This is a genomic window from Streptomyces sclerotialus (genome assembly GCF_040907265.1).
Taxonomy (GTDB): domain Bacteria; phylum Actinomycetota; class Actinomycetes; order Streptomycetales; family Streptomycetaceae; genus Streptomyces; species Streptomyces sclerotialus.
On the sequence record NZ_JBFOHP010000002.1, the window covers coordinates 6,168,303 to 6,181,063 of the forward strand.

A 12,761-nucleotide genomic window follows, 5' to 3' on the forward strand; every position below is an offset into this window, starting at 1 on the left:
ACGACACAGGGGGAAAGAGTGCCACTGCTGTTTCTGAATGAGAAGTCTTGGGGGACGGCCTCCGACCCGGCACAGGCCGAGCGGGCCATGGCTGACTTCGTGGCCGTCGTGCGTGCCGCCGCAGCTGCGGGAGGCACGGCCCTCGTGAGCGAGGTGGACGTCAAGGCACTGGACATCGCCGATGGTTATCCCGTCAACAAGTGGATCGGCGCCAGTCCGCGAAACCGCGCCCTCTGGCAGCGCCTCCGGGCCTTACAGGGCCGCTCGCCTGTGCGGAGCGTCTTCCCCGCGGAGGACGCCGCCGACCATCTGGAATACCGTCACAACGGCGAGGTCGTCCACGGCCTGGGCGCCGCGCACTTCATGGACGGCATCGCCGTCAGCCTTCCGGTGGCTCGGCAGTGGCAGGCCGACAGCGTCACCCTGGAGCGCAGCGAACTCACCGAAGACGACGACGGCACGCTGGAAATGCGGCACGATACCGTCGACGTCCGGCATCTGTCCGCCGAGCCGCATCTCGACGTGCATCTGGACTGGATCCGGGTGGCGCGCCGGAAGGGCGTCACCACCGGCTCGAGGATCTGGGACAGCTGCGCCGATCTCTATCCGCACCTCACGTTCCTGCCGCGGGTCGAGGGCCAGCTCAGAGGCCTGAACCCGCAGTGGGTGGTACCCGTACGGCGGGCTCTGGAGCGTCTGGAGGAAGCCGTCGCCGCGTGGGACCCGGTGAGCGTGGCCGAGCCCGAGTGGCGGACCAAGGTGAGCCCGGAGGGCGAGACCCGTAAGCGCGTGTGCCGTTTCACCGATCTGGACGGGGAAACGCGCACCTTTGACCTGCACGCCCGATTCACCCCGGGTGTCGGCCGCATCCACTTCCGCCTGGTCCCGGAGGAGCGGACGATCCGCCTCGCCCACATCGGCAGTAAGATCCGGCCGGAGGTTTAGGTTCTGTCTAAACAGGGGGCCCTGTCCTTCCGGCACCCTGGCCTTGGGTGCTGGCAACGGCTTGGGAATCGGCGGAGCTTCCGGCACCTGTATCTGCTTCCCCTTCACCGGTCCAACGATGCGCTGACCTTTTCTTTCCCTTATGAAGAACTGGTGCCGGCCCGGGCGCCGGCTTCGCGCTGGCGCAAGGGCAGTGCACCCTGGTCCTGTCCGGCCGGCACTCAACCTCTCTTCATCGGAAGACCTCGGCTCCTGCCCTGTGATCGTCGGGCGCACCCCGATTACCCTCAACTGCGAAAAGCCACTTCAGGAGCGGGTGATGAACAACGAGGTTCAACTGATCAGTGATGGTGATGGACTGGCGGTCATCGGGAATGCGACGGATGTCGAACGCTTCCTCGCCTCTGAGGGACTGCCGTCGAAAGACCTCGGACTGCAACGGCTCAAGTCCGTCGTCGGTACCGGGGCTGTAGTCGGGCAGGAAGGTGCGGTGATTGCCGCCGACTCCGGTCGCTGGGTGAAGTTGACTTCCGAGTCGGCACAGCTCGTCAGGAAGTACGGGCTGAGGGAAAGCTCGAAGACGGGTCTCAGCACAGGTGTGGTGAGAAGGCACAACGGTCAGATCAGGGGATTCGTCGAATTCGTGAAGGGTCCCCGATCGCTTCTGACCAACCCGGCGATTGTTGCTGGTGCTGCTCGGATCATGGCGCAGGTTGCGATGCAACAGACCATGGATGAGATCACCGACTATCTCGCCACGATCGACGAGAAGGTCGATGACGTGCTGCGTGCCCAGAAGGATGCTGTGTTGGCCCGCATGACCGGAGGGGGTTTCGTCATCGAGGAGGCCATGACCATCCGAGAGAAGAGAGGCAGGGTCGACGAGGTTACGTGGTCGAAGGTGCAGGCCGCGCCGGCGACGATCGCAGAAACGCAGGCGTACGCATTGCGACAACTCGACGCACTCGCGGAGAAGATCGAGCGAAAGACCAAGGTCGGTGATCTCGCCACGACGGCCAAGGGCGCTGAGTCCGCGGTTCGGGAGTGGCTGGCTGTTCTGGCTCGCTGCTTCCAACTGCAGGACGCGATCGCCGTGCTCGAACTCGATCGGGTGCTGGACGCGTCTCCGGAGGAGCTGGATGGGCATCGCCTCGGATTGAAGGCCGCCCGGTTGGACCGGCTGGAACACATATCGCGGAGAACCGAGCGTCTGGTGGCCTGTATGAATGCGGCTGCCGGCACGGCCAACGCGAAGGTGCTGCTGCACCCGACCAAGTCCCCGGCCGTAGTCCAGTCGAGCAACCATGTCGCGACCGGCATCGATGACTTCCACGGGCGGCTCGGCATCGAGTCTGGTCGCCATTCACCGGAGGCGAGACGATGGGGGGAAGCGGCCGCGGAGGCGAGGGACAAGGCGCTCAAGACAGGAGCAAAGGGCGTCGATGCCGCCAGAAGCCTCGGCAACGAGACCCTCGACAGGGCCAGCTCGGTAAAGGGCAAGCTCTCCAGCGCGCTCGCCGAGCGAGCGCGCCGTCGGCGCGGGACGGAAAAGGAACACGACGACGAGGAAGGCTGAGTGAGCGCCGACCGGCCGCAAGGTGCGCAGCCCGACTACACCCTCAACTGCAAAGCGCCGAAGAACCTCGCTGGTTCGGCTTGGCAAGAGCGCTGTCCTGGCTGGTCGTGACGCTTGTTCGAGGCGACCGACAGAGCCGAGGCGCCCTGCGGATATGTTGTCTCCCGCTCCTTGTGATGTATTTCGATGACGCATCATGTGGAGTGCGTGGCGATTCTGGTGCCGGAGGGGAAGCAAGGCTGAGCTCGCAGGCACGCGCTCGGCGTGCACGGCCGATTTTGTGGCACGTCCGTGACAGGAGGTGTGGCTTCCACCACGGTCGGCGGCGGGCGGTCGTTGGTGAGGCGACAGGATGCGTACCAGCATCCCCCCGCGCCCTGCCCGTCGTTCTCGCGAGTGCCCTGCTTCTGGCCGGGTGCGGAATCGAGACCGCCGGTGCGCCGGGTGACGGTCCGCGGCAGGCCGGCGCGGCCGGCGGCCCGGACGTCCCCCGGCGACCCCGCCGACCTGGCGAAGGACGGCGTCCGGATCACCGGCATGAGCGGCGGTGGAGAAGCCCGCGAGGCGGGGACGTCCGTGGTCTCCGCCGAGTTCGAGGTCACCAACCCCGAGGTCGAGCCCTTCACGTGCACGGTCGACTTCGCGCTGCTGGCCGAGTCCGGAGTGGTGCTGGGCAATGCGCAGCAGACGGTGCGCTCCGTGCGCCCCAGCCGGACCGTACGGCGTACCGTCCGCATCGACACCGGGCCGCCGGATGCGTCCGATCGGGTACGCGTGCGGATCGAGCAGGTCAGGCGCGTCCCCTCGGCCGAGGTGCCGGCCGAGGCGGGGACCTGTCCGCCGTCCGGGGTACGGATCACGGCCGACGACGGCGAAGCGGCCATGGGGCTCCGGGTCGTAGGGCTGCGCCTGGAGAACTGCGGGACGCGACCGTACCGCCTCGACGGCTCCCCGGAGCTCGCCCTGCTCGACGAGGAGAGGGACCCGGCCCCCGGCGGCGGTATCGCCACCGTGACCGGCATCGACGCCCCGCCCCGGCCGGTGAGCCTGTAGCCGGGCGAGGCAGCCTCCGCCGGCCTGATGTGGCGCAACACCACCGGCGCCGGCGTCGCCGTGAACGTTCCGTACGTCAGGGTCAGGGTTGAGGTCGGCGCCCCGCCCGTGACGGTGACGCCGGAGCTCGACCTCGGCCCCACGGGAGTGCTCGGCGTCCGGCCGTGGGCGAAGGTGCCGTCGTCCTGAAGCGGAAGCTGCGTCGCCTTCCTCTCATCGGCGACACTGGCCCCATGGACTCCCCGACCTCCGACGATTCCTTCGCTGCCGGCTCGCAGGGCGGGGCGCCCTCGCTCGGGCAGGTGCTAGGAGCCGGGGGCATGGAGATCGTCGAGGTGGTGCACGCGCCGCAGGGGCTGGCGGTGCCGGTGCGCGGGGTCGGGGTGTTCGATGCCGGGGAGACCTTGGAGGCATCGGGGCAGATCCTCGTCGCGGTGGGGGTGGACACCTCGTCGGCGGATGCGCCTGGGGTGTTGCGGGACGCGGACCGGGCCGGGGCTGCCGCGCTGGTGATGCGGCGGGGTGCGGGCGGGGTGTCGGAGCGGCTGCTCGCGGAGGCCGGTGAGTGCGGGACCGCCCTGCTCGCGCGGGCGGCGTGGATCGAGTGGGGGGAGCTGATAGGGCTGCTGCGGGCGGCGCTCAGCCGGAGCGGGGCGCGGTCGGAGGCGGCCGTCGACGTGGCGCTCGGGGATCTGCCGGGGCTCGCCGTGGCGCTTGCGGCGCTGGTCGGCGGGGCGATCACCATTGAGGACCCGGACTCGAACGTGCTCGCTTATTCGCCTACCGCTGACACTGCCGATCCCTTGCGGCGGCTGACGATTCTGGGGCGGCGGGTGCCCCGGTGGCGGGTGGCGGAGCTGGCCGAGAGCGGGTTTCTGAGTACCTTGTGGGCCACGCCGGACGTGGTGCACCGGCCTGCCGACGGGCGGTTTCCTGAGCGGCTCGCCATCGCCGTGCGGGCCGGGGACGAGATCCTGGGGTCGTTGTGGGCCGCTGCCGACGGCGATCCGCTGCCGGAGCGGGCCCGGGACGCGCTGCGGGCCGCGGCGGTCACCGCCGTCCCGCATCTGCTGCACCACCGGCTGCGGTCCAGGTCCGCCGCGTCCCGCCGCAAGCAGGCGGTACGTGCCCTTCTCGAAGGGCGGCAGCCGGACGTGCCGGCCTCGGCCGCGGCCCTGGAGGTCGAACCGCAGGTCGCCTGCGCCGTCCTCACCGTCACGGCCGCGGCTCCGGTGCCCGCCCCCGACGTACTCGACCGCGCCCTGCACCTCGCGTCCCTGCGCGCCGCCGTGCACCACACCCCGGCCTTCGGCCACCGCGAGGGCGACCGGCTCGACGTACTCCTCACCGACCCGGCGCCCGGTGCGGCCCACCGCTTCGGGGCCGAGCTGGCCACCGTGCTGCGCGGCAGCGGCGTACGGCCGCTGGTCGCCGTCGGGCCCGTCGGCGCGGGGCTGGGGGAGGCGGCCGGGTCCCGGGCCGAGGCGGCTCTCGTGCTGCGCGTCCTGCGGGAGCGGGGCGCGCCCGAGGTCGCCTCCGCGACGGACGTGCGGTACGCGCTGGACGCCCTGCGGGTGGTCGACGCGGTGGCCGCGCTCAGTCCGTCGGCGACGGACGCGGTGCGTGAGCTGCTCGCGTACGAGGCGGAGCACGGGACGGATCTGCCGCGGACCGTCGCCGTGCACCTCGCGTTCTTCGGGGATGCGGCCGCTACCGCGCGGCGGCTGGGGATCCACCCCAATACGTTGCGTTACCGGCTGCGGCGGGTGCGGGAGCTGTTCGGGCTGGACCTGGAGGATCCGGATGTGCGGCTGCTGACCGAGCTGGGGCTGCGGAGGGCCGGGTTGATTCCGCCGGGCTGAACGAGGCCAGGAAGCGGTTCGGCCCGGATCGATTCCGCCGGGGTGAGGGGCGGTCGGGGTCCGTTGGGCGGGCCGTTGTGTGGGCCGTTGTGCGGGGACACCAGGCGGCCGTCCGGTTGTTGTGTTCCTGCACCACGGAGACCGGGCCGCCGCCCGGCCGTTGTGCGCTCCGACAGTGACCGGGGACATGACTTCGTGCTCCGGCACGCAGACACCGCCTTGCGTCGGACTGCACAGTGACGAGGACGAGGTCGGCTTCCGACTCTCCGCCCGGTCCCTCCCCCTTCCCCCGTACAGAAGGCAGGCCCCCTCATGGCTCTTGATTCCGTCGCCCGCAGGGAAGCGGCCGTGCGCGCCGCCGTCGAGCAGGGGCTCGTCGGCCCGGACGCGCCCGTGCTCGGGCTGCTCGACGTGGACGGTGTCCGGGCTACGGTGCGGGAGCTGCGGGAGGCGTTCGCCGGCGAGGGTGCCGGGCCCGTGCTGCACACCTTCGCCGTGAAGGCGGCCTCGCTGGTGCCGGTACTGGCGCTGCTGAACGAGGAGGGGGTGGGCGCCGAGGTGGCCAGCCCCGGGGAGCTGGAGCTGGCGCGTGCGGCGGGGGTGCCCGCCGAGCGGATCGTCTTCGACTCGCCGGCCAAGACGGCCGGTGAACTGCGGGACGCGCTCACGCACGGCATCGCGGTGAACGCCGACAACGCGCAGGAGCTGGCCCGGATCGACGCGCTCGTCGCCGAGGCGGCCGGGCCGGTGCTCTCGCCGGTCGGGATTCGGGTGAACCCGCAGGTCGGAACCGGTTCCATCGGGGCGATGAGCACGGCGACGGCCACCTCGAAGTTCGGCGTCGCGCTGCGGGACGAGGGCGCGGAGCAGTGGATACTCGACGCCTTCCGTGCCCGTCCGTGGCTGACCCGGCTGCACACGCACACCGGCTCGCAGGGCGTGCCGCTGGAGCTGATGGCCGAGGGCGTACGGGTGGTGTACGAACTGGCCGAGAAGATCAACGCGCAGGCGGGGCGGCAGCAGATCGACACGCTCGACATCGGCGGCGGCCTGCCCGTGAACTTCGCGTCGGAGGAGGTCACGCCGTCCTTCGCCGAGTACGCGGCGCTGCTGCGGGAGACCGTGCCGGGGCTGTTCGACGGGCGGTACGCGCTGGTGACGGAGTTCGGCCGCGCGCTGCTGGCCAAGCAGGGGCTGATCGCCGCGCACGTGGAGTACACCAAGACCTCCGGTGGCCGGCGGATCGCCGTCACGCACGCCGGTGCGCAGGTGGCGACCCGTACGGTCTTCGTGCCCGAGTCCTGGCCGCTGCGGGTCGGCGCCTTCGACGCGCAGGGCCGCCCCAAGACGGCGCCCGGCCTGGTGCAGGACGTGGCGGGGCCGTGCTGCTTCGCGGGGGACCTGGTGGCCCGCGGGCGGGAGCTGCCGGAGCTGGCGCCGGGTGATCTGGTCGCGCTGTACGACACGGGGGCCTACTACTTCTCGACCCACTTCCACTACAACAGCCTGCCGCGCCCGGCCGTCGTCGGGTATGTCGTGGACGATTCGGGCAGGGTGACGTTCGCGCAGGTCAGGCCTGCGCAGACGGTGGCGGAGGTGCTGGCGGAGAGCGGCGCCGGGCAGGCCGCGGCGCTCACCGGGCTGCGCGCGGCGCAGTAGCGGCGCGGTAGCCGACCGGTAGCTACCCGCCAGTTAATAGTTGCCTGAGCTAACGGTTTAGGGTGGCCCGGACACCCTATGGACAAACCGGCCCTGCCTACCGGCGCCGGCCCACTTCAACAGGTACGCCGTGCTGTATGCGCGCGACCCGCGCACGCTCCGGGAGGGCGGTGTGCGGCGTACCGCTATGCACGGAGAACCATGGAGCACACAGCAGAAGCCGAGCGGACGGCACCGCCCACGCCGGCTGCTTCCGGGGCCACCCCGGCTTCCGGGACCGCCGCGGCCTCCGGCGCCCCGGTCCGCGAGGGCGGCTACGCCGCGGGCCTGCGCAACCGCCAGGTCCAGATGATCGCGGTCGGCGGCGCCATCGGCACCGGCCTCTTCCTCGGCGCCGGCGAGCGGCTGCACGCGGCGGGCCCGATCCTGGTCGTGGTCTTCGCGATCACCGGCCTGTTCGCCTTCTTCATCGCCCGCGCCATGGGCGAGCTCGTCATGCACCGCCCGACCTCCGGCTCGTTCGTCTCGTACTCCCGGGAGTTCCTGGGCGAGAAGGCGGCGTACACGGCCGGCTGGGTCTACTTCCTGCACTGGGTGTGCAGTGGCATCGCGGAGATCACCGCGGTCGCCATGTACCTCCAGTACTGGGGCGCCTTCCGCGGCATCCCCCAGTGGACGCTCGCGCTCTTCGCGCTGCTCGTGGTGCTCGCCGCCAACCTCATCTCGGTGCGCTGGTTCGGCGAGTTCGAGTTCTGGTTCGCGATCATCAAGGTCGCCGCGATCCTCGCGTTCCTCGCCATCGGCTGCTGGCTGCTGGCCAGCCGGCACCCCGTCGACGGCCACAGCACCGGCCCGCAGCTGATCGCCGACAACGGCGGCATGATGCCCAACGGCCTGCTCGCCTCCGTGGTGCTGATCCAGGGCGTGGTCTTCGCGTACGCCGCGATCGAGATGGTCGGCATCGCGGCCGGTGAGACCGAGAACCCGCGCAAGGTCATCCCGCGCGCCATCAACTCCGTCTCCTGGCGCATCGTCGTCTTCTACGTCGGTACCGTGCTGCTGCTCGTCCTGCTGCTGCCCTGGAGCGCGTACAAGGCGGGGGAGTCCCCGTTCGTCACGCTCCTCGGCAAGCTGGGCGTGCCCGGCGTCAGCGGGGTGATGAACTTCGTGATCCTCACGGCGGCGCTGTCGAGCTGCAACTCGGGCCTGTACTCGACGGGCCGCGTGCTGCGGTCGATGGGGCTCGCGGGGTCGGCGCCGAAGTTCACCACGCTGATGAACAAGCGCGGCGTGCCGTACGGCGGCATCCTGCTGACCGCGTCCTGCTACATCCTCGGCATCGTCCTCAACTACGTCGTGCCGGAGCGGGCGTTCTCCATCGTCCTGAACTTCTCGGCGATCACGATGATCGGCACCTGGGTGATGATCATGATCTGCCAGATGGTGCTGCGCCGCCGGGCCGCACGCGGCGAGGTCGAGCAGCCCGCCTTCCGGCTGCCGGGCGCGCCCTTCACCTCCTGGCTGACCCTCGCCTTCCTGGCCGCCGTCGTGGTCCTGATGTGCGTGGACGGCGGAGACGCCGCGTGGTCGGTGGCCTGCGTGCCGCTGATCGCGGCCGCGCTGGTCGGCGGCTGGTACCTGGTACGCGGCAGGGTCGCGAACAACGACCGCTGACGGTGGGCCTGGTCGGCCCGCAGCGACCGACCGGGCCGCCGCGGCGCGGCAACGCGCGCCGGTCACGCTGGGGGCGGGCGGCGGGCCCAGCGCCCGGGGCGGGCCGGACCGGGCTCCGCGCAGCGCTGTCCCGCGCCCCCGTGGCGCCACGGGGGCCGGGTGGAAAGTGCCTCGCGCCCAAGCTCCGCTCCACGCGAGTGACGCGACTCAGGAGTCACGGAGCAGGCCGGCGGGCCCCTTCGCACACCGTACGGCCCTGCTCCCGGTGCCGCTTGCCGGTGCCGTTGACCGGTGCCGGGCGGGCCGTCGACTCCGTCGACTCCGTCGACGAGCGGCGGCAGACGCCGACGCGAACCGGTGCTGGCCGCTCATCAGCACCGGTCCGCGACCGTTCTGCTCGGCATCGTCGTCATGCTGGCGGCGGCCGCGTGGGCCGGCCACCACGCGCTCAGCGCGTTCGCCATCGCCCACGACGGCGCGCTGGCCAGCCGCCTCACGGTCGTCTGGATCGCACTGTTCCTGATCTTCCTGCTGCAGACGTTCATGTACCACCTCGAACGCCCGCGGAAGCTCACGTCCCGCCTCACCCGGCAGCTCGAAGCGCTGCACGTGGCCATCCTCGTCCCCGTCTACAACGAGGACCCCGGCTACCTCCGCCTCGGCCTCGCGTCCTTCCTCCGCCAGACCCGCCTGCCGGACTCCGTCCACATCGTCGACGACGGTTCCACCAGCGGCGACTACGCCGAGGTACGGGCCTGGTGGGAGCGGGCCGCGCGGCAGGCCGGCGTCACCACCACCTGGCAGCGCGTCCCCAACGGCGGCAAGCGGCACGCCCAGGCCCACGCCGTACGGGTCAGCCCCGAGGCCGACGTCTACGTCACCTGCGACAGCGACAGCTGCTTCGCGCCCAACGCACTGGAGCAGGCACTCGTACCGTTCTCCCGGCCACGGGTGCAGTCCGTCGCGGGCATCGTCATCGCGACCAACAACCGGGCCAACTGGCTGGTGCGCATCACTGACCTGTGGTTCGTGGTCTGCCAGCTCGTCGACCGCTCCGGCCAGTCCGCGGTCGGCGCCGTCATGGTCAACTCCGGTCCGCTGGCCGCGTACCGCGCCGGCATCATCCGCGACAACCTCGACGGCTACCTCAACGAGACGTTCATGGGCCGCCCCGTGAACTTCTCCGACGACTCCATGCTGACCCTGTACGCGCAGGAGCGCGGCCTCACGGTCCAGCAGCCCTCCGCCATCTGCTTCACCGCCATGCCGGAGAAGTGGTCCCACTTCAACCGCATGTACCTGCGGTGGATGCGCGGCTCCACGATCCGCTCCGTCTGGCGGATGCGGTACCTCTCCCCGGCGCGGCCCGCGTTCTGGCTGCACACCATGCGGTGGATCCAGATGGTGCTCACCCAGATGGTCACCGTGTGGATGCTGGTCGTCGAACCGCTCGTGTACCGCAACATGCCGCCGGCGACCATGCTGGTCGTGCCGTTCCTCATCGGCTGGGCGCAGGGGCTGCGGTACCTGAGCATCATCCGCTCCGACGAACGCATCCGCTCCCGGCTGGTCACCTGGCTGGCGATGCCGGGCGCGATCGTCCTCGCCTGGACCCTGCTGCGCTGGCTCCGCTGGTACGGCATCGCCACCTGCGCGAAGACGGGGTGGGGGACGCGGCAGAACGGCGCGGAGGTCTCCCTCACGAGCGGCCCGACGACCGCCTGACGGCCGGTCCGACGACCGTGGCGCCGGGCCAGGAGGAGCTGGACGAGTTGCCGGCACGGCTGTGCGGCCGCGTGGGCCGGTGGCGTGAACGGCGCGTTAGTGGCTTGTTAGTGGTGCATCAGTGGGACTCGGCAAGGTGGATGGTGCGGGACCGAAGACCGCACGCACCGATCCGACGAGGAGATGGCCCCATGTCGTACCACACCAGCCTTCGCCGCGGCCGCAAGGCCGCCACCGCCACGCTGGTCGCCGCCGCCGCGGCGATCGCGCTCACCGCCTGCGACTCCGGGACCGGTGCCGCGGGTGCCGGGTCCTCCGGTGCCGAATCCGGCTCGGCGTCGTCGGCCGGCCCGTCGTCCAGCGGCTCCTCCGCCGCGCCCGAGGGCGGCAGCACCGGTGGGCAGGACGCCGCGCAGGGGGACTCGCAGGCCTCGTCCGGCAAGACCGAGGCGACCGTCGCCCGTACCGCCTCCGCGCGTACCGCCGCCTCCGCGTCCGCCGACAGTTCGTCCGACCGCTGCACGGCCTCCGAGCTGGGGCTGCGCCTGGGGCGCGCCGATGTCGGCGCGGGCAACATCCACACCCCGCTGGTGTTCACCAACAACGGCAAGAGCTCCTGCACGCTCAAGGGGTTCCCCGGCGTCTCGCTGATCCAGCGCGACGGCCAGATGATCGGCAAGCCCGCCACCCGCGAGGGCGCCATGGGCAAGGCCGTCACCCTGAAGCCGGGCGGCAGCGCGTACGCCGTGCTGCACACCATCCAGGACGGGCTGAAGGACGAGCCGTGCTGGAAGAGCCCGTACCTCCTCCAGACCTACCCGCCCGGGTCCACGGAGGCGATGACCCTCCGCACCGACGAACTGCGGGTCTGCGGTGGTGAGTTCAGCGTGACGGCGTTGGAGCCGGGCACCGGCCTGTGACGGGCGCCGGGCTCCGGCCCGTGAAGCGTCCCGGCGGAACGCCGAGGATGCGCGTGAAGTGCCGGGTGAGATGCGGCTGGTCGTGGAAGCCGGCGGCGGCAGCCGCGTCCCGAGGGGCCATGCCGTCCAGCAGCAGCCGCCGGGCGAGGTCGACGCGGCGCGCGGTGAGGTACTGGTGCGGGCTGATCGCGAACTCGCGGCTGAACGCCCGTACCAGGTGCGCCGGATGGGCGTGCAGCAGGCCGGACGCCTCCTTGAGGGTCAGCCCTTCGGACAGCCGCGCGTCGAGCAGGTCCCGCAGCTGCCGGGCGAGACCGGGAGCCGCGGCCGGTGCGGCCGGTCCGCCCCGCCGCCGCAGGTGCCGCCGCAGCCGCTCGGCGACGAACACGAGCCGGCTCTCGGACTCCAGCTCCTCGCCGGGCAGGACGAGGGCGTCGTGCAGCCGGTGGATCCGGTGGCGCAGCGCGGCGTCCTCCAGTACGGGCGAGTCGACCGCGAGCCCGATGTACTCCTCGCCGAGCCCCGCCGCCTCCGGTTCGAGGTAGAGCACGCGCTTGCGGAAGCCCTCCGGGGTGGCGGGTGAGCCGTTGTGCGGCACGTGCGGGGGCAGCAGCGTGACCCCGGTGCGCAGGGCACCGTGCTCGTGCCCGTCCAGGTCGTACCGCACCATGCCGTCGTCCAGGATGAGCAGCGTCCACGCGCCGTGCGTGTGCAGGGGATAGGCGTGGCCGGTCAGATGTGCGTGGTAGACCTCGGCGATGCCGGTCACCGCCGGGCGCCAGGCCCTGACCTCTGGAGGAATACGGCGGACCATGCAAAGAACGTACAAGACCGGGCCGGGGCCGGTCCGGAAGGATCCACGATATGGAATCCCCGAACACCGCCCCGAACACCGCACCGCACACCGCGTCTCCGGACGCGTCCGCACCCGTCCGCTTCGACACCAAGATCGCCGTCCTGCTCCGTGCGGACCTGGAGACCTGGCAGCGGCTGAACGTCACCGCCTTCCTCGTCAGCGGCATCGGTACGGAGATTCCCGACGTGATCGGGGAGCCGTACGAGGACGCCGACGGCAACGACTACCTGCGGATGTTCCGCCAGCCCGTGCTGGTCTTCGAGGGGACGAAGGAGACGCTGACCGCCGCGCACGGCCGTGCGCTGAGCCGGGGCGTCGCCCTCTCGGTGTTCACCTCGGACCTCTTCGCGACCGGTAACGACCGGGACAACCGGGCCGCGGTGCGGGCGGTCGGCCAGGACGCGCTCGACCTCGTGGGCATCGCGGTGTACGGCCCGAAGAACGCCGTCGACAAGATCGTCAAGGGCGCGCGCATGCACGGGTGAGGCGGC

10 protein-coding genes are annotated in these 12,761 nt (G+C 71.2%); 9 read left to right on the forward strand and 1 reads right to left on the reverse strand.

Annotation, left to right across the window (positions count from 1 at the left end):
• The first annotated feature begins 18 nt into the window (after positions 1-18).
• The 8 genes from AAC944_RS27270 (at position 19) to AAC944_RS27305 (ending at position 11,414) form a co-directional block, all read left to right on the forward strand.
• On the forward strand, positions 19-945 hold the full coding sequence (locus AAC944_RS27270) for a hypothetical protein (protein ID WP_196943135.1): 927 nt from the start codon (positions 19-21) through the stop codon (positions 943-945).
• Between the two features lie 319 nt (positions 946-1,264).
• Positions 1,265-2,521, forward strand: a complete 1,257-nt coding sequence (locus AAC944_RS27275) for a hypothetical protein (RefSeq protein ID WP_030618549.1) — start codon at positions 1,265-1,267, stop codon at positions 2,519-2,521.
• A gap of 435 nt (positions 2,522-2,956) precedes the next feature.
• The gene (locus AAC944_RS27280) at positions 2,957-3,574 is read left to right on the forward strand and encodes a DUF4232 domain-containing protein (protein ID WP_368396462.1); all 618 of its coding nucleotides are present in this window, start codon (positions 2,957-2,959) and stop codon (positions 3,572-3,574) included.
• A 233-nt stretch (positions 3,575-3,807) separates the two neighbouring features.
• Positions 3,808-5,436, forward strand: a complete 1,629-nt coding sequence (locus AAC944_RS27285) for a PucR family transcriptional regulator (protein ID WP_030618545.1) — start codon at positions 3,808-3,810, stop codon at positions 5,434-5,436.
• Between the two features lie 312 nt (positions 5,437-5,748).
• Positions 5,749-7,095 (forward strand): type III PLP-dependent enzyme domain-containing protein, encoded by a 1,347-nt coding sequence (locus AAC944_RS27290; protein ID WP_030618542.1) that lies wholly within the window; start codon positions 5,749-5,751, stop codon positions 7,093-7,095.
• A 201-nt stretch (positions 7,096-7,296) separates the two neighbouring features.
• Positions 7,297-8,769, forward strand: a complete 1,473-nt coding sequence (locus AAC944_RS27295) for an amino acid permease (RefSeq protein WP_030618540.1) — start codon at positions 7,297-7,299, stop codon at positions 8,767-8,769.
• A gap of 357 nt (positions 8,770-9,126) precedes the next feature.
• A complete protein-coding gene (locus AAC944_RS27300) occupies positions 9,127-10,494 on the forward strand; it encodes a glycosyltransferase (protein WP_368396463.1) in 1,368 nt (455 codons plus the stop codon).
• Between the two features lie 191 nt (positions 10,495-10,685).
• A complete protein-coding gene (locus AAC944_RS27305; RefSeq protein WP_030618534.1) occupies positions 10,686-11,414 on the forward strand; it encodes a DUF4232 domain-containing protein in 729 nt (242 codons plus the stop codon).
• On the opposite strand, the gene AAC944_RS27310 is transcribed toward AAC944_RS27305, so the two are convergent.
• Complete coding sequence (locus AAC944_RS27310) at positions 11,377-12,228, reverse strand: AraC family transcriptional regulator (protein ID WP_051872008.1); 852 nt, start codon at positions 12,226-12,228, stop codon at positions 11,377-11,379. The genes AAC944_RS27305 and AAC944_RS27310 overlap by 38 nt on opposite strands.
• 50 nt (positions 12,229-12,278) lie before the next feature.
• On the opposite strand from AAC944_RS27310, the gene AAC944_RS27315 reads away from it, so the two are divergent.
• Positions 12,279-12,755, forward strand: coding sequence for a DUF2000 family protein (locus AAC944_RS27315; protein ID WP_030618529.1), 477 nt, complete (start codon positions 12,279-12,281; stop codon positions 12,753-12,755).
• Positions 12,756-12,761 lie beyond the last annotated feature (6 nt).